17 protein-coding genes are annotated in these 24,035 nt (G+C 74.6%); 8 read left to right on the forward strand and 9 right to left on the reverse strand.

All coding sequences use genetic code 11. From position 1 onward, the window contains the following. Nucleotides 1–36 precede the first annotated feature (36 nt). Nucleotides 37–1,077 carry a hypothetical protein gene (locus tag HD595_RS29020; RefSeq protein WP_253774450.1) on the reverse strand — a complete coding sequence of 347 codons (1,041 nt, stop codon included), beginning with the start codon at nucleotides 1,075–1,077 and terminating at the stop codon, nucleotides 37–39. A 67-nt stretch (nucleotides 1,078–1,144) separates the two neighbouring features. After that, nucleotides 1,145–1,639, reverse strand: coding sequence for a beta-class carbonic anhydrase (locus HD595_RS29025; RefSeq protein ID WP_253774452.1), 495 nt, complete (start codon nucleotides 1,637–1,639; stop codon nucleotides 1,145–1,147). A gap of 139 nt (nucleotides 1,640–1,778) precedes the next feature. Here HD595_RS29025 and HD595_RS29030 point away from each other — a divergent pair, with 139 nt between their 5' ends. Continuing rightward, nucleotides 1,779–2,102: a hypothetical protein gene (locus HD595_RS29030; RefSeq protein ID WP_253774454.1), complete on the forward strand. Its 324-nt coding sequence runs from the start codon at nucleotides 1,779–1,781 to the stop codon at nucleotides 2,100–2,102. Nucleotides 2,103–2,293: 191 nt separating this feature from the next. After that, entirely contained in the window at nucleotides 2,294–2,677 is a 384-nt protein-coding gene (locus HD595_RS29035) for a VOC family protein (RefSeq protein WP_253774456.1), read from the forward strand. 213 nt (nucleotides 2,678–2,890) lie between these two features. On the opposite strand, the gene HD595_RS29040 is transcribed toward HD595_RS29035, so the two are convergent. Together HD595_RS29040 and HD595_RS29045 are read right to left on the reverse strand one after the other, a co-directional pair. Continuing rightward, nucleotides 2,891–5,968 carry a glycoside hydrolase family 3 N-terminal domain-containing protein gene (locus HD595_RS29040; RefSeq protein WP_253774458.1) on the reverse strand — a complete coding sequence of 1,026 codons (3,078 nt, stop codon included), beginning with the start codon at nucleotides 5,966–5,968 and terminating at the stop codon, nucleotides 2,891–2,893. A gap of 567 nt (nucleotides 5,969–6,535) precedes the next feature. Beyond that, on the reverse strand, nucleotides 6,536–9,118 hold the full coding sequence (locus tag HD595_RS29045; RefSeq protein WP_253774460.1) for a DNA gyrase/topoisomerase IV subunit A: 2,583 nt from the start codon (nucleotides 9,116–9,118) through the stop codon (nucleotides 6,536–6,538). 386 nt (nucleotides 9,119–9,504) lie between these two features. Here HD595_RS29045 and HD595_RS29050 point away from each other — a divergent pair, with 386 nt between their 5' ends. Beyond that, nucleotides 9,505–10,326, forward strand: coding sequence for a TauD/TfdA dioxygenase family protein (locus HD595_RS29050; protein WP_253774461.1), 822 nt, complete (start codon nucleotides 9,505–9,507; stop codon nucleotides 10,324–10,326). Between the two features lies 1 nt (nucleotide 10,327). Here HD595_RS29050 and HD595_RS29055 read toward each other — a convergent pair whose 3' ends face one another. Continuing rightward, on the reverse strand, nucleotides 10,328–11,137 hold the full coding sequence (locus HD595_RS29055) for a hypothetical protein (protein WP_253774463.1): 810 nt from the start codon (nucleotides 11,135–11,137) through the stop codon (nucleotides 10,328–10,330). Between the two features lie 145 nt (nucleotides 11,138–11,282). Here HD595_RS29055 and HD595_RS29060 point away from each other — a divergent pair, with 145 nt between their 5' ends. After that, nucleotides 11,283–13,370, forward strand: a complete 2,088-nt coding sequence (locus HD595_RS29060) for a RecQ family ATP-dependent DNA helicase (protein WP_253774465.1) — start codon at nucleotides 11,283–11,285, stop codon at nucleotides 13,368–13,370. 147 nt (nucleotides 13,371–13,517) lie between these two features. Here HD595_RS29060 and HD595_RS29065 read toward each other — a convergent pair whose 3' ends face one another. Continuing rightward, on the reverse strand, nucleotides 13,518–14,411 hold the full coding sequence (locus tag HD595_RS29065; RefSeq protein ID WP_253774467.1) for a carbohydrate kinase family protein: 894 nt from the start codon (nucleotides 14,409–14,411) through the stop codon (nucleotides 13,518–13,520). Between the two features lie 202 nt (nucleotides 14,412–14,613). Between HD595_RS29065 and HD595_RS29070 the strand changes: the two genes are divergently transcribed. The 4 genes from HD595_RS29070 to HD595_RS29085 all read left to right on the forward strand — a co-directional run bounded on the left by HD595_RS29070 (nucleotide 14,614) and on the right by HD595_RS29085 (nucleotide 20,260). After that, complete coding sequence (locus HD595_RS29070; RefSeq protein WP_253774469.1) at nucleotides 14,614–17,343, forward strand: bifunctional acetate--CoA ligase family protein/GNAT family N-acetyltransferase; 2,730 nt, start codon at nucleotides 14,614–14,616, stop codon at nucleotides 17,341–17,343. A gap of 114 nt (nucleotides 17,344–17,457) precedes the next feature. Further along, nucleotides 17,458–18,048, forward strand: a complete 591-nt coding sequence (locus tag HD595_RS29075; protein ID WP_175588167.1) for a DUF5998 family protein — start codon at nucleotides 17,458–17,460, stop codon at nucleotides 18,046–18,048. Nucleotides 18,049–18,243: 195 nt separating this feature from the next. Beyond that, nucleotides 18,244–19,407, forward strand: a complete 1,164-nt coding sequence (locus HD595_RS29080; protein WP_253774472.1) for an alkaline phosphatase family protein — start codon at nucleotides 18,244–18,246, stop codon at nucleotides 19,405–19,407. 40 nt (nucleotides 19,408–19,447) lie between these two features. After that, entirely contained in the window at nucleotides 19,448–20,260 is an 813-nt protein-coding gene (locus HD595_RS29085; RefSeq protein ID WP_253774474.1) for a sulfurtransferase, read from the forward strand. A 78-nt stretch (nucleotides 20,261–20,338) separates the two neighbouring features. Here the strand turns inward: HD595_RS29085 and HD595_RS46880 are convergent, their stop codons facing one another. The 3 genes from HD595_RS46880 to HD595_RS29100 form a co-directional block, all read right to left on the reverse strand. After that, nucleotides 20,339–22,999 carry a CHAT domain-containing protein gene (locus HD595_RS46880; RefSeq protein WP_253774476.1) on the reverse strand — a complete coding sequence of 887 codons (2,661 nt, stop codon included), beginning with the start codon at nucleotides 22,997–22,999 and terminating at the stop codon, nucleotides 20,339–20,341. A gap of 14 nt (nucleotides 23,000–23,013) precedes the next feature. Continuing rightward, nucleotides 23,014–23,268, reverse strand: coding sequence for a hypothetical protein (locus HD595_RS29095; RefSeq protein WP_253774478.1), 255 nt, complete (start codon nucleotides 23,266–23,268; stop codon nucleotides 23,014–23,016). A 188-nt stretch (nucleotides 23,269–23,456) separates the two neighbouring features. Beyond that, on the reverse strand, nucleotides 23,457–23,996 hold the full coding sequence (locus HD595_RS29100) for an RNA polymerase sigma factor (RefSeq protein ID WP_253774480.1): 540 nt from the start codon (nucleotides 23,994–23,996) through the stop codon (nucleotides 23,457–23,459). Nucleotides 23,997–24,035: the final 39 nt, after the last annotated feature.

Below are 24,035 nucleotides of genomic sequence, written 5' to 3' on the forward strand. Positions count from 1 at the left end.
GCGCCGGCGGCGCGCCGGCGCGGCTCCGTGGGGGACTCAGCCGGTGACGGCCGGGTTGACGGCCAGGATGTGCTCGGCGGCCTGCCGGAGGCGGGGCAGGAAGCGGGTGACCTCCGCGCCGCGCCGCCGCAGGTCGGCGGGGGAGACGATGCCGAGGTCCGCAAGCGCGGCCCGGAACGCGGGCAGGCGGGAGTGGTGGAGCTCGGGCGCGTCGGCCGCCAGGATCGCGTGACAGCGGGCGAACGTCGCGATGATCCAGAACACGGCCTCACGGTGGTCGCCGCGCTCCACGAGCTCCAGGCTGCCGCCGATCGCGATGGGCCGGGCCGCCGGGGTGATGTCGCCGCTGAAGGGGAACGCGGTCGTCGCGACGTCCGCCGCCAGGTCGAACGTCCCGGCCAGCTCGCCCACGTGGTGCCGGACCCGCTCGGCGGACAGGTCGGAGCAGCCGAGGAGGTCCAGCAGCTCCGGGTAGAGGCCGGACGGCCCGTAGGAGGCCAGGACCTCGCGCGCCGCCGGGTAGCGCAGCCGTACCGTCGGATTGCGCAGGGCGGCGACCAGCAGCACGTGGGTGGTGACCCCGGTCGCGAACAGCCAGGTCATGACCTGCTCGTGGAACGCGCGGTCCCCGGGGGCGGCGAGCGCCGCGAGACGCGTCTCGATCCTGCGCACGGCGTCTTCGCACCGGCGGCGCACCCACGGCCGGGCGGCGAAGCGCGCCGCCACGTGCTCCTGGACGGCGCGCAGGCGGCCGGTCGGGTCGTCGATCACCGTGTCCGTCCGGAACGCGCCCGCCAGGTGGTACGACGCCAGCACCTCGTCCGGCGACCCGAGGGCGGACCACGGGAGGTGGCTGACCTCCAGCAGGACGCCCCGGTAGCGCAGCTTGCCGGGTTTGGCGCCCGCGGTCTCCGTGACCACGAAGAGGTCCAGGTCCGAGGACGGCGGCAGCTCGGCGTCGTCCGGCAGCCCCACCGTGGACCCGGTGACGTACGCGCCGCGATAGCCGGGATCGCGGCGCGCGTGCTCGGACACCCATCGCGCCGCGGCCTCGCGCGCGGCTCCCAGTCTCACCATGCCATCCATCATGGGGCCGTCCATCATGGGGCCGCCCTACGAGGCCCCGACCCCCGGAAAGCTCCCGTCAGAGGGAGACCGGCATCAGCTTTCCCGTGTGGACGTCGTAGATGGCGCCGCCGACCGGCATGTCCTTGGGCAGGAACGGCGAGGTGCGGATGCGGGTGAGGTCGTGGCGCAGCGCCGCGTCCTGGTCGGGCACCGTGTGGAACTCCAGGCTGCGGGTGTCCACCCCGTGCACCTGCGTGAGGTCGTGCACGTCGCCGTCCGTCACCTTGGCCATGCCGCAGTCCGTGTGCGGCATCACCAGCACGCGCTCCACGCCCAGCAGGTACACGGCCAGGACCAGAGTACGCAGGACGTCGTCGGTGACGCGGGCGCCGGCGTTGCGCAGGATCTTGGCGTCACCCGCCTTCAGGCCCAGCAGTCCGAGGGGGTCGATGCGGGAGTCCATGCACGTGACCACCGCGAGTCCGCGTGCCGCGCGGCCGGTCAGGCCGGAGTTCGCGAATCCCGTGGCGTATTCCGCGTTTCCGGCAATCACATCGTCGAACGCACTCATGCTGAGATAGTGCCCCATGCCGTATTGAGGAACGCGCCCGGGGTCCCGACAGGCGAGAGTTGGTCAAGGTCCCACCATCGGCCGTCACGATGGGTGATGATGTCGTAGCCCTAAGTGTGAGTAGCCGAAGAAGGTTGTCGTGAGTAGGTCCGAATCCCTCGCCGCGTACTTCCGCGCCCAGGCGCGACGCCGTCTCGACCGGGTCGAGTCCAACGACGCGGGCCGCAACGCGCGGTCCGCGCTGGCGCTCCTCGACGCCGCCGCCTACGCGGCCGCCCTCCCGGACGACGATCCGCTCATCGAGCGGCTCGCGGAGGCCGGGTGCTTCGGCGCCCCGGGCGGTGAGGACGGGTTCGTGTTCGACCCCGGGCCGGAGGGCACCCGGATGGTGCGCCTCTGGGAGGGCGGCGAGCCCCGCGAACTGATCCTCGCCCTGCCCACGGTCGCGGCGACGACGGCGTAGGCGCGGGTCCGGTCGGCTCAGTCCCGGGCGCAGGCTCGCGGCGCCTGGGGCGATCCTGGCGCCGCGCATGCGTTCCGACCTCCATGGAAGGGCCCTCCGCCGCGGCGCGGCCACCGCGCGACGGCAGATCGCCGGTGTGGGGAGGCGTCGCCTGGGTAGTCCCGCCGTCGGAACGCTCTGGGAGGTTTGTGGTGAAGGGCATCGCGGAATTCCGCACGATCGTCCTCGACTGCGCGAATCCGCGCATGCTGGGCGAGTTCTACGCGGGAGTGCTGGGCTGGTCGATGGACGACCGGGACGACGACTGGGTGGTCGTCACCGACGGCGGCTCGCCGAAGCGGCTGGCGTTCCAGCGGGTCGAGGACTACCGCCCGCCGATCTGGCCCCGCTCCGAGCGTCCCCAGCAGTTCCACCTCGACCTGACCGTGCGGGACATGGAGCAGGCGGAGAAGGCGGTCATCGAGCTGGGCGCCACCAAGCACGACCACCAGCCGAGCGAGGGGGACACCTTCCGCGTCTTCCTCGACCCGGCGGGGCACCCGTTCTGCCTCTGCCGCGACGTCTCCGACGACTGACCGCTCCGCCGCCACCGACCGGCCTTCGACGGCCGCCCCGTTCGAGCACCACTGACCGACCGGCCTTCGCCGCCCGGTCCCCCGAGCAGCCGGACGTCCAGGACGCCCAGGAATCGAGCCAGGGGCCCCCGCCCTGGAATTCCGGTGCAGGAGGGGCCGGGTCTCCCGCGGGAGACCCGGCCCCTCGCCGCGATCCAGTCCCGCAGGAAGGGCTCAGCGGGCCGCCTGCGCCAGCAGGCTCACCGCCTGCCGTACCCGGCCCGCCGCCAGCTCCTGGTCCGCGCGGGCCGTCAGGTCGGGCCGCCGGCCCGTCGCCTGCGCCACGTCCCGCGCCACCGACGCCAGCGTGTCGTCCTGCTGGTACGTGTCCGTGGCCGACCGTTCCAGCAGCGCCGCCGCGGCCTCCAGCGCGCCCAGCACGACGCGGGAGTCACGCACCGTCCCGTCGGCGCCCCAGTTGCGCTCCGGCAGCGCGACCGTCAGCGCCACCGCGGCGCCCTTCGCCGCGGCGTCGCCGCCCGCGAGCCGGTCGCGCAGCGCCCTGAGCCGGTCGCGGCCCGGGTCGGTCCGCAGGCCCCAGCCGTACGGGAACAGCGGGTCGTACGCCGCGTCGCCCACGTTGATCGGGAGCTGCGCGGCCGTGCGGAACCAGGTGAAGGGCAGCCGGCCCGTGTACGGCACGGCCCCGAACAGCGGGTCCGCCACGCCCGCGCCCTCCGTGCCGGGCAGCCACGACGCGACCAGCGCCGTGACGCGCGACAGGTCGCCGAGGACCATCGGCCGCCCCGACACGACCAGCACCACGCACTTCATCGCCCCGCACACCCGGTCCACCGCGGCCCGGTCGGCGGCCGAGAGGTCCAGCGTGCGACCGGCGCGGCCCACGTCACCGAACCCCTCCGCGTACGGCGTCTCGCCCACCACCACGACGCCCACGTCGTGCCCGGCGAGCGGCGCCGAGGCGTCCCGGGACCAGGTGACCGACGCGGCGCGCGAGCGGATGGCCGACAGGATCGTCGTGCCCGTCGTGATCGGCCCGGACGAGCCCTGCCAGGTGATCGTCCAGCCGCCCGACTGGTTGCCGAGGTCGTCGGCGTTCGACCCGGCCACGTACACCTTGGCGTCGCGGCGCAGCGGCAGCAGGCCGCCGTCGTTCTTCAGCAGCACCTGCGAGCGGGCCGCCGCCGTGCGCGCCACCGCCCGGTGCGCGGCCGAGCCGACGTCCGGCAGCCCCGACCGGTCCGCGTACGGGTGCTCGAACAGGCCGAGCCGGAACTTCTGCGTGAGGATCCGCGCCACGGCGTCGTCCACACGGCTCATCGGCACCCGGCCGGCCTCCACCTCGGCCTTCAGCGTGCTCTCGAACTCCGCGTACGCGTACGGCACCATGATCATGTCCAGGCCGGCGTTGATCGAGGTCCGCACGTCGCTCGGGTAGTCGCCGGGGATCTGGTCGATCGCCTGCCAGTCGCTGACCACGAACCCCTTGAAGCCGAGCCGTCCCTTGAGCACGTCCGTGATCAGCTCGCGGTGGGCGTGCATCTTGGTCGGCCCCTGGCCGAGGTCCACGCTGGAGAACGACGGCATGACCGCGCCCACGCCCCGCCGGACCGCCTCCGCGAACGGCGCCAGGTGGACGGCCTCCAGCTCCTGCCGGCTCACCCGGGTGACGCCCTGGTCGATCGTGTAGTCGCCGGAGGTGGAGGAGCCGTAGACGGTGCCGCCGTCGCCGACGTAGTGCTTGGCCGTGGCCAGGACGCCGTTCCGCTGCAGCCCGTCGATGATCGTGGTCATCCGGGAGACCAGGGAGGGGTCCTCGCTGAACGACTCGTAGGCCCGGCCCCAGCGGTCGTCGCGCGACACGCACAGGCACGGCGCGAAGTCCCACGGGACGCCCGTCGCCCTGACCTCGCGGGCGGTGACCGCGCCTGCCTTCTCGACGAGATCGGGGTCGCGGGTGGCGCCGAGGCCGGCGTTGTGCGGGAAGATCGTCGCCCCGGCCACGTTGTTGTGGCCGTGGACGGCGTCCACGCCGTAGACGAGCGGGATCTGCAGGCGGGTGCGCCGCGCCTGGAGCTGGAAGGCGTCCACCATGTCGGCCCACGCCTTCGGCGTGTTGGGCGTCGGGGTGGAGCCGCCGCCCGACAGCAGCGAGCCGAGCAGGCGGGTGGCGATGTCGCCCGGCGCGGCCAGCGCCTGCCGCTCGGCCTGCGTCATCTGGCCGACCTTCTCCTCCAGCGTCATGCGGCCGAGCAGGTCGGCGACGCGTTGCCGGACGGGCTTGCGGGCGTCGAGGTACGGCAGGCCGTGCGCGTCGATCACGACGACCGGCGGCTCGGCGGGCGGCCGCACGCCGTCGCCGGACAGCGTGATCGGGATGGTCTCGGCGACCTCCGGCGCCCGGTCGGCCAGCGTCCTGACGGTGAACGACTTCGCCGCGCCGGAGGCGGTGCCCGCCGGGAAGGTCAGCGTGCCCTCGGCCGGGGTGTAGTCCTCGCCGGGCGTGGCGGTGCCGGCGCCCGTGCGGTAGTCCACCTTGAGGTCGGCGGGGAGCGGGGCGCCGGTGGCGGTGCTGATGGAGACGCGCACCTCCGCCGAGCCCTTCTCGGCGACCGGGTACACCGGGCGGTCCGTCGCCAGCCGTACCGGGCGTGGGGGAGCCGTGCCGTACACCTGGACGTCGTCCCACAGCAGCGTGCCGGAGGCGGCGGCGGGCAGGCGCATGGAGTAGCCCCACATGGCGACCAGGTCCAGGTCGCCGTCCGTCGGCGCGCCGCCGGGCTGGTAGTCGGCGCGGCGCACGAAGTCCGCGAACGGCGTGCGCACCTGCCGCCAGCCGGCCGTGTCGTCGGTGAACGAGGACTCGAACAGCTCGGAGGAGCCCGCGCCGGCGCCGCCGTCCTTGATCTCGAAGAAGATCCGCTGCCCGGACCCGGTGCCCTTGACCCAGAAGGAGAAGCCCTCGTAGCCGGACCAGTCCTGGGTGGCGGTCAGGTCGTGGGTCCAGCCGCCCCACTGGCTGACGGCGTAGACGGCCTGGAGCGCGTGGTTGCCGGCGGGCGCGCCGGGGCGGTCGGGGGCGGGTTCGACGGTCAGGGCCGGAGTGGACGGGCCGTCGTTGCCCCAGGCGCCGACGCCCGGAGGCAGCCCGCCGGTCTCGAAGTCGGTGAGGGTGACGGGCTCGCCCGGCTGCGCGGCGGTGGTCGCCACGGCGGGCGGGCTGGGGGCGGCCACGGCCATGGCGGCCATGAGGGCGAGGGCCGCCCATAACGGGGATCTGGCTCGGAACACGATACCTCCCTCGGGAGAGAGCGCTCTCTCACGAGAGAGATCGGGCACAGCGCACATTTCGCAACACGTGCTCCGAAAAAGGTTCACGCCACCTGGTCAACCCCCCGCTGCGGCCCATGCGCGCGCCCTCCGGCGGCGCGCACAGGTGCGCACGCACGCGCCGCCGCACGCACGCCCTCGTGCGCACGCACGCGCCGCCGCACGCACGGCGCTGTCTCGACGCGCGCCGCGAGAGGCTCCCGAGCCGCGTGTCCCTCGAACGCATCAAAAGCGCCCGCATCCCTCCCGCGCCCGAGCCTCACGTACGGCCGCCGGGGCCCGCACGGCCACTGACCGCCCGGGCCCAGGAGGCGGCGGCCTCCGCGTGGCGGGAAACACGCTCCCCGGCCGGGGCGGGAAACACGCTCCCCGGCTGGGGCGGGAAACACGCTCCCCGGCCGGGGCGGGAGAAACGCTTCCGGGCCGGGATGGGAAACACGCTTCCGGGCCGGGGCGGGAGAAACGCTTCCGGGCCGGGGCGGGAAACACCCTTCCTGCCCCGGCCCACCGCGCCGATGACATCCCGAGCTAGTGCCCTGGGCCGGAGCCGTTCGCCGACGGAGGCGTGTCGGCCACCTCCGAGGAGTCCATGGCCACCGTGCCTTCCAGCGGGATCGACCCGTCCGGGGCCACCGCGGCGGCCGAGGCGGCCGTCACCGGGCCGCCCGCGCCCAGCGCGCCGCCGACCGCGCCGATCGTGTGGGTGAGGCGGTCGCCCGAGCCGTCGCGGCGGCCGAGCTCCTCCGGCAGCGGCACCGGCTTGCCCGTGGAGGACACCGCCTTGGCGGGCGCCGGGCCGGCCCAGGCCAGCAGCAGCACGTCCTCGCCTTTCAGGAACCGCTGCGCCCGCACGCCGCCCGTGGCCCGGCCCTTGGGCGGGAACTCGGCGTAGTCGGACACCTTGCCGCCGCCCACCTGCGTGCCGGGCAGGGCGGTGGACGACCCGGCCACGGTCACGACGCGGGACTCGCGCGCCGGGTCGACCACGCCGAAGAAGATCACCCGGGCCGAGCCGTCGAGGCGGATGCCGGTCATGCCGCCCGCGGGCCGCCCCTGCGGGCGTACCTGCGACGCCTGGTAGCGCAGGAGCTGCGCGTCGGAGGTGATGAACACCAGGTCGTGCTCCTCCGATTCGAGCTCGGCCGCGCCGACGACGGTGTCGCCGTCCTTCAGGGTGATCACCTCGAAGTCGTCGCGGTTGGCCGGGTAGTCGGGCACCACCCGCTTGACGACGCCCTGCGCCGTGCCGAGCGCCAGCCCGGGGCCGTCGGGGTCGAGGGCGCCGAGCCCCACCACGGTCTCGCCGGTCTCCAGCGTCACGAACTCCGACACCGGATGGCCGCCGGACAGCGACGGCGGCGAGGCCGTGGGCGGCAGGATGGGCAGGTCGACCACCTGAACCCGGATGAGCCGGCCCAGGGACGTCACGATCCCGATCTCGCCGCGCGCCGACGTGCGCACGGCCGAGACGAGGACGTCGTGCGAGGACCGGTCGCCCTCGCCCGACAGGGGGGAGGCGTCGGTGGTGCGGGCCAGCAGCCCCGTGGACGACAGCAGCGCCAGGCACGGCTCGTCGGCCACCTGGAGCTCCACCGTGGCCGTGCGGGGCGTGCCCGACGACTCCAGCAGCACGGTGCGGCGCGGCGTGCCGTACTTCTTGGCCACCTCGGCCAGCTCCGCCGAGACGACCTGGCGCAGCCGCGCGTCGGACGACAGGATGCCGGTCAGCTCGGCGATCTCGTCGGTCAGCCGCTCCTTCTCGCTGTCGAGCTCCAGCTTGTCGTAGCGGGTCAGCCGGCGCAGCGGCGTGTCGAGGATGTACGCGGCCTGGATGTCGGTGAGGTCGAAGACCTCCATCAGGCGCGTGCGCGCCTGCGCGGAGTCGTCGGAGGAGCGGATGACCTGGATGACCTCGTCGATGTTGAGCAGCGCGACGATGAGGCCGTCGACCAGATGCAGGCGCTCCTCGCGCTTGCGGCGGCGGAACTCGGAGCGGCGGCGCACGACCTCCAGGCGGTGGTCGACGTAGACGCTCAGCAGCTCGCGCAGGCCGAGGGTGCGCGGCTCGCCGTCGACCAGGGCGACGTTGTTGATGCCGAACGTCTCCTCCATCGGCGTGAGCCGGTAGAGCTCCTCCAGCACCGCCTCGGGGATGAACCCGTTCTTGATCTCGATGACGAGACGCAGGCCCTTGTGCCGGTCGGTGAGGTCCTTGAGGTCGGCGATGCCCTGGAGCTTCTTGGCGTTGACCAGCTCCTTGATCTTGGCGACGACGCGCTCCGGGCCGACGTTGTAGGGCAGCTCGGTGACGACGATGCCCTTGCGGCGCGGGGTGATCTGCTCGACCACGCACTTGGCGCGCATGCGGAACGTGCCGCGCCCGCTCTCGTAGGCGTCGCGGATGCCCTGCAGGCCGATGATCGTGCCGCCCGTCGGCAGGTCGGGACCCGGGACGAACCGCATGAGGTCGTCGAGCGTCGCGTCGGGCTTCTTGATCAGGTGGCGGGCGGCGGCCACGACCTCGGTGAGGTTGTGCGGCGCCATGTTGGTGGCCATGCCGACGGCGATGCCGGTGGTGCCGTTGACCAGGAGGTTGGGGAACGCCGACGGCATGACCGTGGGCTCGGTCTCCTGGCCGTCGTAGTTGGGCTTGAAGTCGACGGTGTCCTCGTCGAGCGACTCGACCATGAGCATCGCGGCCGGCGCGAGGCGGGCCTCGGTGTAGCGCATGGCGGCCGGCAGGTCGTCGGGCGAGCCGAAGTTGCCGTGGCCGTCGACGAGGGGCAGTCGCATGGAGAACGGCTGCGCCAGCCGGACCACCGCGTCGTAGATCGCGGTGTCGCCGTGGGGGTGGAGCTTGCCCATGACGTCGCCGACGACGCGCGAGGACTTGACGTGCCCGCGGTCGGGGCGCAGGCCCATCTCGCTCATCGAGTAGAGGATGCGCCGCTGCACCGGCTTGAGGCCGTCGCGGGCGTCGGGCAGCGCCCGCTGGTAGATGACCGAGTAGGCGTACTCGAGGAAGCTGGTGCGCATCTCCGAGGACACGTCGATGTCGACGATCCGCTCCTCGAAGTCCTCAGGCGGGGGTGCAGTCGTGCGTCGGGCCATCTTGATGCTGCGCGGCTACCTCGGCCGTCGCGCCGAGGGGGAAGCGCATCCTCCTGTCCTTGTGCTGTAACCGTAGCCGTCGGCTCGGTGGAGATGGGCCGGATCGGCGGGTGCGGCGCCGACGCGGGCCGGCCCGGTCGCGGTGCGACGGCCGGCGGCCCGTACGGCGGTGGGGGCGGGGGCGTGGTGCGCCCCTGGAGATGATGGCACAGGCGCCTCCCGCCGCCGGATCAGTGAAGCCAGCCGTCCGCACGCATCGTACCAACCGCCACGACGACTTTTAGCATACGTGTTCGAGTCGAACGGCCAGGTCGCCGTGCACTTGACCAAGCAATTGCTTGGGCGTTACGTTCCGGAAAGGGATAACCCTCGTCTCCGGAGGCGTCATGATCGAGTTTCATCCCGTCACCCGCCACATCGGCGCCGAGGTGACCGGCGTGGACCTGCGCAAGCCGTTGTCCCAGGAAGAGGTCGCGACCCTCCGCGAGGGCTGGCTCCGGCACCTGGTGCTGTTCTTCCGCGACCAGCCCATCGACGACGAGCAGCACCTGCAGTTCGCGCTCAACTTCGGCACGCTCAACCACCCCGCGTTCAAGAAGGACGGCGCCAGCCCCATCCACGTGCTCGACCAGACCGACCCCAAGGGCGAGGGCGGCGACGAGTGGCACAGCGACAACACCTTCGAGCCGACCCCGCCCATGGGCTCGCTGCTGCGCTGCGTGCAGCTCCCCAGCGTCGGCGGCGACACGCTCTGGGCGAACACCTATCTGGCGTACGAGACGCTCTCGCCCTCGCTCCAGCGGCTGTGCGACGAGCTGACCGCCGTGCACGACATCACCATGTCGATGAAGAAGGCCATCTCCAAGGGGCACCCGTTCGACCTGAAGGAGGTGCAGGCCAAGTGGCCGCCGATCGAGCGGCCCGTCGTGCGCGTCCACCCCGAGACGGGGCGCAAGGCGCTGTTCGTCAACCGCTCCTCCACCACGCGCCTGGTCGGCCTCACCGACCGCGAGAACGAGGCCCTGCTGCCGCTGCTGATCGACCACGTCCGCTCGCCCGAGTACCAGGTGCGGCTGCGCTGGCGCCCCGGCACGCTGGCCTTCTGGGACAACCGGCCCACCCAGCACTACGCGGTGGCCGACTACACCGAACGCCGGCGGATGCACCGGGTGACCATCAACGCCTTCCCGGAGCACGCCGACAAGTGACCTAGACGTCCGAGGTCGCCCACCCGAGCAGGAGGAGGAAGGCGAGCGCGAGGGCCTCGACGCCGTAGACGATGTTGCGGGCGGTCTGCCCGAGGAAGGTGTACGCGATGGCGGCCAGGAAGGTGGCCACCACGAGGATCAGGTCCACCACGCCGAGGACGATGGCGGCCAGCAGCCGGAGCAGGAACCAGACGAAGCCCAGGCCGTAGTAGTCGCCCATGGTGGAGTCGTCGTAGGCCCATCGCGACAGGGCCATGGGCGAGTAGAAGCAGTCGTCCCAGAACGCCTGCCAGCGGTCGGCCACGCCCGGAGCGCCCTGCTGGACGGTCGCCTGCGCGTTCCTGAACTCGATGGTCCGCACGTCGCCCCGGGTGACGTCGATGAGCACCCGGCGGTCGGCGATCTGGATCGTCGCGGTCCCGTTGACGATGGCGGTGAACTCGCCCGTGCCGCTCCTGACGCGGTAGATCCGGTCGAAGCCCACGACCCGCGGATCGTCGGGGTTGGGGCCGGCGTCGCGGATGACGACGGTCAGGGCGTCGTCCGGATCGTCGAGGGAGTACGCCGCCCCGATCGAGAACACCCCGAGCGGGGTGACCAGGGACTGCTCCCCGGTGATCTGCACCCCCGACCGGTCGACCTCGAGCTTCACCGGCAGGAGAACGGGTTTGTACGACGCCTTGAGCCCGCTTCCGGAGCATCCCGCGACGGCGGCGATCATCACCGTCGCGCAGATGACCCGGGCCAGGCGGCCCCACCCGCCGCCCATCCCGCGGGGCCGCCACGCTGTCGTCAGGGGGAGCATGCTCATCCAGCCTCCGCGAGTACGGTGGGTGAGGTGACGCTCGCTCAACGTCCGGTCGTGGGCGGTGGTTCCGGACGATGCCCGGCCGGTCTCGGACGGCCCCGGGAGCGCGCGGGCGAAAACGTCGGGGAAACCTGGTAACAAGGAGCACATGACTGAAGCCCCCGACGCGGCGGTGCTGCGCGAAGAGGCCGAGGAGCGGCTGCGCGCGCTGGCCGGCGAGCACGCCAGGCTCCGCGACGACCAGTGGGCCGCCATCGAGGCGCTCGTCCTCGACCGGCGGCGCGTCCTCGTCGTCCAGCGCACCGGCTGGGGCAAGTCGGCCGTCTACTTCGTGGCCACCGCGCTGCTGCGCGAGCTCGGCGAGGGCCCGACCGTCATCGTCTCGCCCCTGCTCGCCCTCATGCGCAACCAGATCGCCGCCGCCGAGCGGGCCGGCATCAGGGCCGCCACCATCAACTCCGCCAACCCCGAGGCGTGGGAGGAGATCTACGGCCAGGTCGCCGACGGCCTGATCGACGTGCTGCTGGTCAGCCCCGAGCGGCTCAACAACCCCGACTTCCGCGACAACGTGCTGCCCGAGCTGGCCGAGAGCGCCGGCCTCGTCGTGGTGGACGAGGCCCACTGCATCTCCGACTGGGGCCACGACTTCCGGCCCGACTACCGCCGCCTCGCCACGCTGTTCGAGGAGCTGCCGCCCGGCGTCCCGGTCCTGGCCACCACCGCCACGGCCAACGCCCGCGTCACCCGCGACGTCGCCGACCAGCTCGGCCACGACACCCTGGTGCTGCGCGGGCCGCTGGAGCGCGAGAGCCTCCACCTGGGCGTCGTGCGCCTGCCGAGCGCCGAGCAGCGCCTGGCCTGGCTGACGCAGACGCTGCACGAGCTGCCCGGCTCCGGCATCGTCTACACCCTCACCGTGGCCGCCGCCCACGAGATCGCCGACCACCTGCGCGAGCAGGGCCACGAGGTGGCCGCCTACTCCGGCCAGACCGACCCGGCCGAGCGGCTGGAGGCCGAGGAGGCCCTGCTCGGCAACAAGATCAAGGCCCTGGTCGCCACCAGCGCCCTCGGCATGGGCTTCGACAAGCCCGACCTCGGCTTCGTCGTGCACGTCGGCGCCCCGCAGTCGCCCGTCGCCTACTACCAGCAGGTCGGCCGGGCCGGCCGCGGCGTCGAGCGGGCCGAGGTGATCCTGCTGCCCGGCGCCGAGGACCGCGACATCTGGTCCTACTTCACCTCGCTCGCCTTCCCGCCCGAGCCGGTCGTGCGGGCCACGCTGGCCGCGCTGGAGGAGCGCGGCACCATGTCCACGCCCGCCCTGGAGACCGCCGTCGACCTCGGCCGCAGCCGGCTGGAGATGATGCTCAAGGTCCTCGACGTCGACGGCGCCGTGCGCCGGGTCAAGGGCGGCTGGCAGGCCACCGGCGAGCCGTGGGCGTACGACACCGAGCGCTACTCCCGCATCGCCGCCGAGCGCCGCGCCGAGCAGGAGGCCATGCTCGGCTACCTCACCACGACCGAGTGCCGCGAGCAGTACCTCCGCCGCCAGCTCGACGACGACGCCGCCCGGCCGTGCGGCCGGTGCGACAACTGCACGGGCCGGCACCGCTCGCCCGAGATTGCCGCGCCCGCCGTCGAGAGCGCCCGCGCCCGGCTGGCCAGGCCGGGCGTCACGGTCGAGGCGCGCCGCCAGTGGCCCACCGGCCTCGACGACCTGTCCGGCCGGATCAAGCCGGAGCTCGGCGCCGAGCCGGGCCGGGCGCTCGGCCGCCTCACCGACATCGGCTGGGGCAACCGCCTGCGCGAGCTGCTGGCCGGCCCCGACGGACCGCTGCCCGACGACATGTTCCGCGCCGTGACCCAGGTGCTGGCCGCGTGGGACTGGCGGGAGCGGCCGGTCGCGGTGGTCAGCCTGCCCTCCGCCGGCCGGCCGCAGCTCGTGCGCGGGTTCGCCGAGCGGCTCGCCCAGGTGGGGCGGCTGACCTACCTCGGCGAGCTGGGCTACCGCTCGGGTCCGCCGGGCCGCCAGTTCAACAGCGCCCAGCGCGTACGCGCGGTCCGCTCGACGCTGGCCATGCCCCGCGACCTCGGCACGGCGGTGGCCCAGTGCGGCGGCCCGGTGCTGCTGGTGGACGACCAGGTCGACACGGGCTGGACGATGACGCTCGCCGCGGCCCTCGTCCGCCACGCGGGCGCCCCGGCCGTCCTGCCCCTCGCCCTGGCCACCACGTCCTGACCGGAGGGCGAAGCGGGCGTGCGGCCTGCTCGTCGTCGGCGAGGCGGGCGTGCGGCGGCGCTCCGGCCGGAGCGGCCCGCGCCAGAAGCGGCCCGGGCTGGAGGGCGGCCAGGGTGGAGGGCGGCCCGGGCCGGAGAGCGGCCCGGGCTAGAGCCGGGGGCGGGCCCCCAGATGCATGATCGCCTTGGCGGCGAGGCGGCAGCCCGCGGCCAGCGCCTCGGCCGGCGGCTTGTTGTCCAGCCACGGCGGCAGGAACCCGGCGCAGAACGCGTCGCCGGCGCCCGTGCCGTCGATGATGCGCTCGACCGGCTCGGCCGGCGCGTGGACCGGGTCGGCGCTGCCGTTGCCGAACCACAGCGCCCCGTCGGCGTTCATCTTGATGACGACCTGCGGGAAGAACGCCGTCAGCACCTTGGCCGCGGCCTCCGGCTCGTCGCGGCCGGTCAGCACCTTGGCCTGGTCGATGTTCGCGAACAGCAGCTTGGCGCCGCTCGTCCACTCCAGGAACGGCTCGGCGCCCGTGCGCTCCAGCGGCGCGGACGAGGCGCAGTCGACCGAGATCGACATGCCGGAGCGGCGGGCCATGTCGAGCGCGGCGAAGCCGGCGTCGCGGGAGCCCTCGTTGATCAGCGTGTAGCCGGACAGGTGGAGGTGGCCGCCGCCGTTGAACAGGTCGCGCGGGAGGTCCTCGGGCGAGAGCGCGGCGTTGGCGCCGGGGTCGGACAGCATCGTGCGCTCGCCCTTGTGCGTGACGAGCACCACGCAGGTGCCGGTCGGCCGTTCGGGGTCCATGACGAGCCGCGCGTCGACGCCGTAGCCCATGAGCTCCATGTCGCGGTTGCGCCCGGTGATGTCGGCGCCGCGGCGGCCGATGAAGGCCACGTCCGCGTTCTCGACCGCGAGCCACGAGGCGATGTTGGCCCCGGAGCCGCCACCGTGCATGGTCACGATCGCCGGGGTGTCGCTCGCACGGGCGAGCGCATAACGGGCGCGCGCGACCGCGTCGGTCATGAGATCGCCCACCACGACGACCCGCGTCATGATGTCACCACCTTGCTGCCTTCAGAACGAGCCGGCCACGGCAAAACGCCACCGCAAAACTAACAGCTTCCGGGCGGCCCGTGGGGCGGTCCTCGAACACCGGTCCGCAGTCGATGCACAAGCGTTGCCAACAGGCCCTGAGGTCTTGCGATGTGGGACGCGGGATCGGTGCGGGGGCCGGGCGGGGATTAGTCTCGGGACTGTGCAGGCTCAGGCTCAGTACCCCGCTCACTGGGAGGCCGATGTCGTCCTCGCGGACGGCGGCACGGCCCACGTCCGCCCGATCCGCCCCGCCGACGCCGACCGGCTGCGCGCCTTCTACTCCCGCCTGTCCGCCGAGTCGATCTACTTCCGCTTCTTCGGGCCGCGTCCGCGGCTGTCGGACAAGGAGGTGGCCTGGTTCACGACCGTCGACTACGTGGACCGGGTCGCGCTGATCGCCACCATCGGCACCGAGATGGTGGCCGTCATCCGCTACGACCGGATGAGTCCCACCGAGGCCGAGGTGGCGTTCCTGGTCGAGGACGCCCACCAGGGGCGCGGCGTCGCCTCGGTGCTGCTGGAGCACCTGGCCGCCACCGCGCGCGAGCGCGGCATCGAGCGCTTCGTCGCCGACGTGCTGCCCGCGAACATGAAGATGATGGGCGTGCTGCGCCAGGCCGGCTACACCGCCGAGAGCAGCTTCGCCGACGGCGTCGTCCGCATGACCCTGGACCTCACCCCGACCGAGACCTCGGCCGAGGTGACCGCCTCGCGCGAGCACCGCGCCGAGGCGCGCTCGATCGCCCGGCTGCTCACGCCCGGCTCGGTGGCGGTGATCGGCGCCTCGCGCGAGCCCGGCGGCGTCGGCCAGGCCGTGCTGCGCAACCTGCTGGCCGCCGACTTCACCGGCCCCGTCTACCCGGTCCACCGCGAGGTGCGGGCCGTGGCGGGCGTGCGGGCCTACCCGAGCGTGTCGGCCATCGACGACACCGTGGACCTCGCCGTGGTCGCCGTGCCCGCCGAGAGCGTGGCCGACGTGGTCAAGGAGTGCGCGGAGAAGGGCGTGCACGGGCTCGTCGTGGTGTCGTCCGGGTTCGGCGAGACCGGCGAGGAGGGGCGGGCCCGCCAGGACGAGCTGGCGCGCATCGCCCGCGCGTACGGCCTGCGCATGGTCGGCCCGAACTGCCTGGGCATCGCCAACACCGACCCGGCCGTGCGGCTCAACGCCACGCTCGCGGCGACCGTGCCCGGCCGGGGACGGGTGGGGTTCTTCAGCCAGTCGGGCGCGCTCGGCACGGCGCTGCTCCAGCGGGTGGCGCAGCGCGGCATGGGCATCTCGTCGTTCGTGTCGGCGGGCAACCGGGCCGACGTGTCGGGCAACGACCTGCTCCAGTACTGGGAGGAGGACGCCGCCACCGAGGTGATCCTGCTCTACCTGGAGTCGCTGGGCAATCCGCGCAAGTTCACCCGGCTGGCGCGCCGCATCTCCCGCAGCAAGCCGGTCGTCGTGGTCAAGAGCGGCGGCACCCCGGCCGGGCACTCCGCGCGCGAGCTGCGGCTGCCCGACTCGGCGGTCAGCTCGCTGTTCGAGCAGGCCGGCCTCATCCGTGTGGACGACCTCATCCAGCTCTTCGACGTGGGCCAGCTCCTCGCCTACCAGCCGCTGCCCGCCGGGCCGCGGGTCGGCCTGGTCACCAACTCCGACGCCCTCGGGCTGCTGGCCGCCGACTCCTGCGTGGCCGCCGGCCTGTCGCCCCGGCCTCCCGCGAACCTGGGCGCCTCGGCCGGGGCCGCCGAGTACGGCGCGGCGCTGGCCGGGCAGCTCGCCTCGGACGACGTGGACGCCGCCATCGTGATCTACACGCCGCCGCTCCCGGGAGCCGGGGAGGAGGTGGCGGCCGAGCTGCTGCGGGTCGCGGAGGAGTCCGGCAAGCCCGTGCTGGCGACGTTCGAGGGGCATCTCGGGATGCATCCGGCGCTCCGGGTGGGCGCCGCGCCGTCGGCCGGGCCCGGCGCCGCGCGGGGGCCCGGGGCGGCGCGGGCCACGCCGTCGCGCGGCTCCATCCCGTCGTACGCGGCGCCGGAGGAGGCCGTGCGGGCCCTGGCCCACGTCGTGCGCTACGCCGCCTGGCGCTCCCGGCCCGCCGCGCCGCCGCCGGAGCTGGAGGACGTCGACACGGCCCGCGCCCGCGACCTGGTCACCCGCGCCCTCGCCCCCGAGCCGGTGGGGGCCGACGCGGACGTCGCCGAGCCGGTGGAGGCCGAGGTGGACGCCGCCGAGCGGGAGGCCGAGGTGGACGCCGCCGAGCTGCTCTCCTGCTACGGCCTCGACGTGTGGCCGGCCGAGGTGGTCCGTTCGCCGGACGAGGCGGTCGAGGCCGCCGGGCGGCTGGGCTGGCCCGTGGTGCTCAAGGTCGCCGACCCCGACGCCTCCCGCCGGGCCGGCACCGTGCGGCTCGGCCTGGAGAGCCCCGACAGCGTCCGGCACGCGTACACCGAGTTCGCCGGCCGTCTCGGCGAGGACGTGGAGCTGGCCGTGCAGCGCATGGCGCCCCAGCCCGCGGTGCCGACGGTGGTGGGCGTCGTGGAGGACCCGGCGTTCGGGCCGATCGTGTCGTTCGGGCTGGGCGAGGTGACGGCGCGGCTGCTGCTCGACCAGGGGTTCCGGCTCGCGCCGCTCACCCGCGAGGACGCCGCCGGGCTGGTGCGCTCGGTGCGGGCCGCGCCGCTGCTGTTCGGCGAGTACGGCTACCCGCCCGTGGCGGTCGGCGCCCTGGAGGACCTCCTGGTGCGCGTCGGCCGGCTGGCCGGCGACCTGCCGGAGGTGGCCCGGCTGGACCTCGACCAGGTGCTGGTGGGGGAGTCCGGCGTCATCGTGCTCGGCGCCCGCGCCACGGTCCGCACGCCGCCGGGCCCGCGCCTCGACGGAGGCCCGCGCCGCCTTTCCTGACCTCTCGACGGCCGCCGCTCGCGGGGCGCTTCGGCGTGTCCGTACGGCTTGAGACGTTATAGAGCGTTATGTACGGCAGGTGAGGGCGGCGCGCCGTCCTGGCAGGATGGACCCATGAGGGAAACCCGAGTCTCAGCCGCGGGCCTGCGCGAAGCGATCGAGCGCAGCGGCTACTATCCCGACCTCGTCACCGATGCGGTCGAATCCGCGCTGGGCAAGGAGGCCGTGACAGCCTTCGTGGTCCACCATGAGGCGACGTTCGACCCGGCCATGGAGGTGCGCAGGCACGTCACCGTCCTGGTGCTGACCGGCACCCGGCTCCTGGTGTGCCACACCGACGAGCACCCGGCCGTCGAGGGCGTCTCCGCCTCGCACGCCTCCACCACCACCGAGGCCGTGCGGCTGAGCCGCATCCAGTCCGTCGCGGTCACCCGGGTCGTCCCCGACCCCGCCTCCTACGCGCCCGGGGTGCCGCCCACCGAGGCGACGCTCACGATCGGCTGGGGCGCCATCGCCCACGTCGACCTGGAGCCCGCCACCTGCGGCGACGAGAACTGCGAGGCCGACCACGGCTACACCGGCGCCATCACGGCCGACGACCTGTCGCTGCGCGTCAGCGAGGCCGCCGACGGGCCCGAGGCGGTCTCCCACGTGCTCGCCTTCGCCAAGGCCCTGTCGGAGGCCACGGCCCGCGCCGCCTCCTGACCCACGGCTCCGAGGGCCGGCCGGTCACGCCGTACCGGTCGGCCGGTCGCGTCGCGCAGGTGGTCGGTCGCGCCGCACAGGTGGCCGGTGGCGTCCGGCAGGTGGTCGGCCGCGCCGCACGGGTCGGCGGGTCGCGTCGCGCAGGGCGGCCGGTCGCGCCTCGGAACGGCGGACCCACGCCGCTAAGCTCGGAGGATGGCCGACACCGCCCCCCTGATCCCCGCGTACGGCGGGTCGTCGCTGGCGGACCTGCCCCGAGCCCTGCTGGCCGCCCTGGGCCCCAGCCCCGACGGCCTGAGCTCCGCCGAGCCCGGCCCGATCCGCGTCGAGCCCGCCCGCGCCGTCTGCGTCCTGCTGATCGACGGCCTCGGAGCGGAGGCGCTGCGCGCCCACGCCGACGCGGCGCCGTTCCTCTCCCAGGGCATGCGGCCGGTGACCGGCGCGCCGCCGCTGACCGCCGGGTTCCCCGCCACCACCGTCACGAGCCTGTGCTCCCTCGGCACCGGCCTGACCCCCGGCGAGCACGGCATGATGGGCGTCAGCCTGGCCGTGCCGGACACCGGCCTGCTGTTCAACGCCCTGCGCTGGTCACTGCCCGACGGGGCGGCCATGGACCCCCGGGTCTGGCAGCCCGCCCCCACCGTGTTCGAGCGGGCCCGCGACGCGGGGGTCAGGGCCGCGTACGTGGCGCCGGGCGAGTTCGCGGGCACCGGCCTGACCGAGGCCGTCTACCGGGGCGTGCGCCACCTCGCCGCCGCCACCGTGGACGAGCGCGTCGAACGGGCCCGTGAGGCCCTGCGCGAGCCGCCCGCGTACGTGACCGTCTACTACGGCGACCTCGACGCCGCCGGCCACGAGACCGGCTGGGGAAGCGAGGAGTGGCTGCGGCGGCTGGCGACCGCCGACCGGCTCGCCGAGCGGCTGGCCGGCGCGCTGCCGGACGGCTGCGCCCTGTACGTCACCGCCGACCACGGCATGGTCAACGCCGGCGAGAAGCTCGACGTGGAGGGCGATCCGGCGCTGCGGCACGGGGTGGCCCTGCTGGGCGGCGAGGCGCGGGCCCGGCACGTGTACGCCGAGGAGGGGGCCGCCGCCGACGTGCTGACCGCCTGGCGCGAGCGGCTGGCCGGCCAGGCGTGGGTGGTGTCGCGCGAGGAGGCGGTCGAGGCCGGGTGGTTCGGGCCCGCCGTACGGGCCGAGTGGGTCAAGCGCATCGGCGACGTGCTGGCCGTGCCGTACACCGGCCTGGCCCTCGTCGCGCCCCGCGCCCACGCGCGCGAGGCGGCCTTCGCCGGCTACCACGGCTCGATGACGGCCGCCGAACAGTACGTGCCGCTGCTGGAGGCGAGCACCCGTTGACCGGTCCCGCGAGCGGGACGACCGACCATGAGGAGCCGAGATGAGCCCGCTGATCACCCCCGCCGAACTCGCCGCGCTCGACGACGTGACCGTGCTCGACGCCCGCTCGCGGATCGGCGGCCCGCCCGCGATCGGCCTGTACCGGGAGGGACACCTGCCGGGCGCCGTCTACTGCGACGTGGACGCCGACCTCGCCGCCCCGCCCGGCCCCGGCGGCCGGCACCCGCTGCCCGACGCCGCGCCCTTCGAGGCCGCGATGCGGCGGCTCGGCGTGAGCAACTCCAGGCCGGTCGTCGTGTACGACGACGCCGGCTCGACGATCGCGGCGCGCGCCTGGTGGACGCTGCGGTACTTCGGCCACCAGGACGTCCGGGTGCTCGACGGCGGCCTGCCCGCGTGGGTGGCGGCGGGGTTGCCGACGGTGACCGAGGTGCCCGAGGTGGAGCCGGGCGACTTCACCGCCAAGCCCGGCGGCATGCCCATGCTCACGGCCGACGAGGCCGCGGCGCTGGCCGGTGACGGCGTGCTGCTCGACGCCAGGTCCGCCGAGCGCTACCGCGGCGAGACCGAGCCGATCGACCCCGTGGCGGGGCACGTCCCGGGCGCGGTGTCGGCGCCGACGGCCGAGAACGTCGGCCCGGACGGCCGCTTCCTGCCGACGGAGGAACTGCGGGAGCGGTTCACCGGGCTCGGGGTGCGCGAGGGGGTGCGGGCCGGGGCCTACTGCGGGTCGGGGGTGACGGCCGCGCACCAGGTGCTGGCCATGGAGCTGGCGGGTCTGCCGGCCGCGCTGTACGTGGGTTCGTGGTCGAACTGGGTGGCCGACCCGACCCGCCCGGTCGCGACCGGCTGACCCGGTCCAGGACCCGGTCGGCCCGACGCGCACGGTGAGCGAGTCTGGCCGGCCTCTGAGGCCCGTCGTCCGCTCGGGTCAGGCGGGGGGTGTGACGGGGCGGTGGCCCGCGCCGAAGCAGATGAAGCCCGGCACCTCCGTCTTGGCCGAGGCCGCCGCCAGCGCGGACGCGGGCGGCTCGCCATGGGCCAGCAGTTCGTGGAAGAGCGTCATCACGGCCCGCGCGTCGTCGTCGCGCACCGGCACCATCCCGGCGACGACGCAGGCCGTCCCCCTGGCCAGGAACGCCCCGGCCAGCCCCAACAGCGCGCCCTCGGCGGGGACGCGCGCCATCCCCGCGTCGCACGCCGACAGCACGACGAGCCCCGGCGAGCGCGGCAGCCGCAGCAGGTCGTACGCCATGAGCGGCCCGTCGTCCAGCGTGATGGACGACAGCAGCGGGCTGCGCGCGTGGAACACGCCGTGCGCCGCCAGGTGCAGCACGTCGGCGGCGGCCAGCGCCTCCATCACCGGCCCGGTGCGCGCGGGAACCTCACGCCCGCGCGGATGGCCGGCCAGCACGCGGTCCACCTCGGTACGGGCGTGCGCCAGCCCGGGCCCCGCGGCGGCGGCCACCACCGGAGCGCCGTCCGGGACGGGCGCGCGCCGTCCGGCCGCCAGCCAGGCCGCCGCGCTCGCGGCCACGCTCACGGGACGCCCGCGCAGGCACGGCAGCGCGGCCCACGGCACGGTGTGCAGCACCCCGGCGGGCACCACCACCAGCGGCCGCTCGGCGATCTCGCGCTCGACCGGCCTCAGCAGCAGCCGCTCGACCTCGCCCGCCGCCTCCGGCACCGGCCCGCCCGGGGCGAGGGCGGTCCGCTCGTCCACCGCCGGGCCGTCGCCCAGCGTGTGGCGGCGCAGGGCGTAGCGCAGGCGCACGACCGCCTCGGCGACCTCCTCCAGCCGCCCCAGCCGCCGCACCAGCGCGCGCTCCTGCGTCACCACCACGACGAGCAGCGACGCCCCCTCCACCACGAACTCAAGAAGCACGGCCCCGCGGGACTCCTCGGCACCCGCGTCGCTTCCGCTGAGCACGGCTCTGCCCTCCGTGCCCGCGCCGCGTCCACCAGGTGCGGCCTCCGCCAGGGCGGCCCGCACCTCGCGCAGGTCCGGTACGTACGCCTCCGGCGCCGCCACGGCGCGCCAGCGCTCGGCCCAGGCGAACACCTCGGCCGCGTCCCGGTCCCGTGCCGCCAGCCGCAGCCCCAGCCCGGCCAGCCGCTCGCCCGCCCGCGCCATGTGCGCCCGCAGCCCCGGGTCCTCGAACGCGCCCGCCTGGCTGCGGGCCTCGGCCAGCCCCTCGCCGGCCGCGCGCAACGCGGCGTCCGTGTCGCCCCGCAGCTCGGCCTCCAGCGCCAGGGCGTGCTGCCGCACCAGCCCCGGCACCCGCCGCTCCGGAGGAGGACCGGGCTCGCCACCGATGAGCTCCTGCAACGCCGGAGGCAGCGCCGCCACCCTGCGAGCCGTCCCGCGACCCTCCGGGATCACCCCCGCGGCCGGGGCCGGGGCGGGAACGTCCGGAGGGGCGTTCGTCAGCTCGGCGAGCTGCCCCAGGGCCGTGGACCGGTCGCCCAGCGCGAGGGCGGCCTCGGCCGCCTCCAGCCGCAGCGCCGCGCCCCCCGCCTGGTGCGCGGGGTCGCGTTCCAGCTCCCCGGCGCACGCCACCAGCTCCGCCAGCAGCCCGGGCGCTGGCCCGTCCAGGGCGAGCCGGGCGCGCAGCACGACCTCGCGGGCGAGCGGCAGCCACGAGGCGCGCCCCTGCGCCTCCAGCTCCCGCCCCGCCCGGACGGCGAGCGCCAGCGCCCGCCGCGGGTCGCCCGTCAGCAGCTCCGCCCGGGCCAGCTTCAGCCGCGCGTCGGCCAGCGCCACGTGCGCCCCCGACGCCTCCAGATCGGGTACGGCCCGGCTGAGCAGTTCGCGCGCCTCGCCGGGCTGCTGGGCCGCCAGCAGGGCGCCCGCGAAGTCCGCCCGCATCGTCGCCAGCCGCTCGGCGAAGCCGAACAGCGCCTCCTCGGCCTCCCGGTAGTGCCCGAACGCCCCCGCGACGTCGCCCCGCCGTACGGCCAGGAAGGGCAGGTTGGCGGCGGCCAGGCGGGCGAGGTGGTCGAGCCCGGCGTGCCGGGCCAGCTCCAGGCAGGCGGTGACGTCGCCCATGGCCGCGTCCCACTCGCCGAGGAAGGCGCGCACCAGCCCTCGGTTGAGCAGCCCGCCCGCCAGGAACCGGTGGTCGTCGCCGCCGCCCGGCGCCGCGGCCAGGACCTCGACGGCGCGGTCGCACGCGGCCACGGCTCCCCGGTAGCGGCCGAGGTGGGCCAGCGCCACGGCGCGCTGGGTGTCGAGCTTGGCTCGGTCGAGGGACGACAGCGCGGGCCAGGCCAGGGCCGCGATGCGCAGCGCCTGCACGGGATGCCCGCGTTCGGTGCGTACGGTGACCAGGGACAGCCGCGCCTGGGCCAGCCGCTCGGGCGGTGCGCCGGAGGTGGCGACGGCGCGCCGCAGGTGGCGCTCGGCGGCCGGGAGGTCGCCGAGCTCACGCGCGGCCAGCCCCATCGCCCTGAGCGCCACGACGGCCGCCTCCGCCATTCCCCGGGCGTCGGCGGCCGTCAGGACGGACTGAGCCGCGCGCATGGCCTGAGCCGGATCGACGACCGAGCGCAGCACCGCCGCCTCGGCCGCCTCCACCAGGCCATGCGTCACAGCACCGCCGGTCGTCACGGCCGGATGCGCACCCACCTGGTCTGGACGGGTGGTTGGCCGGGACGGTGGCAGACCACGCTGAGCCAGCCCGGAGGCAGGCCCGTGGCAGCGAAGTGGCCGGTGCGGGCCAGGCGTCGGGTCAGCGTCAGATGAGGAGTGCGGACGTCGACGTGGCTGCCCTCTCCAGGGTGCGGGACGATCTGTCCCGCCACGTCGATGAGCCCGTCACCCACGGTCACCTCCAGGTCGAAGGTCAGTCCGGCGGCCACGAAGCGGACCATCTTGCAGCCGTCCGAGCTTCGCACCTCGCGTGAGGCGGGGCACTCCGCAGGCACGGCTGTCACCGCTTGCGGGACCCGGAGCCCGTAGGCGTCCCGAGCGGCAGCGGAGACATGTTCTGGGAGCGGGTCGTGCCCGGCGGCAAGACGAAGCGCCGCCAGGAAATACTCTTCGTTGATCATTGCACCGTCTCCTGTTGGTGGATCAGAGTGCGCAATCTCTCCAGGCACCGCGATCTGGTGGGACCCACGCTGCCCAGGGGCACGCCCAGCCGCCCCGCCACCTGCCGGTTGCCACAGTCGCTGGCCACCAGGCGGAGGAGGGTACGGCATGGTTCGTGCAGGCCAGAGACCGCATTCCAGAGCCGGCGGCTGTTGTCGGCCTCCAGGACGGCCGCCGCCGGATCAGGGTCGCCGGGTACGACCTCAGGCAAGGGAACGCCGGGACGCCCCTTCCTGAGAATCAGCATCGCCTCACGACGCGTGGTCGTCGCCAGCCACGCGCCGATGCCCGATGGGTCCCTGATCGTGTGCAGATGCTCCAACAGGCGCAGCCACGCTCCCTGTACTGCGTCCGCCGCATCTGCCTCGCTCAAGCCACAGGCGCGGGCGGTCGCCCACATCCTGGGTCCGTACCTGGACTCGAGCATGTCCCAGGCCCTCTGGTCGTCGTCGGCCGCCGCCATGAGCAACTCGCCTGAGTCTCGTGGCTCGTGCACGCGGCCTCCTTCGCCCGGTCTACGAGGCTGCCTCCTCGT

Origin of the sequence: Nonomuraea roseoviolacea subsp. carminata (genome assembly GCF_024172185.1) — a bacterium.
In the GTDB taxonomy this organism is placed as follows: domain Bacteria; phylum Actinomycetota; class Actinomycetes; order Streptosporangiales; family Streptosporangiaceae; genus Nonomuraea; species Nonomuraea roseoviolacea.

What these genes read in the sequence shown, in the direction of transcription:
- HD595_RS29060 (WP_253774465.1), top strand. Translation starts at nt 11,283, where the DNA reads ATGACTGAAGCCCCCGACGCGGCGGTGCTGCGCGAAGAGGCCGAGGAG.
- HD595_RS29065 (WP_253774467.1), bottom strand. Translation starts at nt 14,411, where the DNA reads ATGACGCGGGTCGTCGTGGTGGGCGATCTCATGACCGACGCGGTCGCG.
- HD595_RS29080 (WP_253774472.1), top strand. Translation starts at nt 18,244, where the DNA reads ATGGCCGACACCGCCCCCCTGATCCCCGCGTACGGCGGGTCGTCGCTG.
- HD595_RS29055 (WP_253774463.1), bottom strand. Translation starts at nt 11,137, where the DNA reads ATGAGCATGCTCCCCCTGACGACAGCGTGGCGGCCCCGCGGGATGGGC.
- HD595_RS29075 (WP_175588167.1), top strand. Translation starts at nt 17,458, where the DNA reads ATGAGGGAAACCCGAGTCTCAGCCGCGGGCCTGCGCGAAGCGATCGAG.
- HD595_RS29050 (WP_253774461.1), top strand. Translation starts at nt 9,505, where the DNA reads ATGATCGAGTTTCATCCCGTCACCCGCCACATCGGCGCCGAGGTGACC.
- HD595_RS29020 (WP_253774450.1), bottom strand. Translation starts at nt 1,077, where the DNA reads ATGGTGAGACTGGGAGCCGCGCGCGAGGCCGCGGCGCGATGGGTGTCC.
- HD595_RS29085 (WP_253774474.1), top strand. Translation starts at nt 19,448, where the DNA reads ATGAGCCCGCTGATCACCCCCGCCGAACTCGCCGCGCTCGACGACGTG.
- HD595_RS29045 (WP_253774460.1), bottom strand. Translation starts at nt 9,118, where the DNA reads ATGGCCCGACGCACGACTGCACCCCCGCCTGAGGACTTCGAGGAGCGG.
- HD595_RS29025 (WP_253774452.1), bottom strand. Translation starts at nt 1,639, where the DNA reads ATGAGTGCGTTCGACGATGTGATTGCCGGAAACGCGGAATACGCCACG.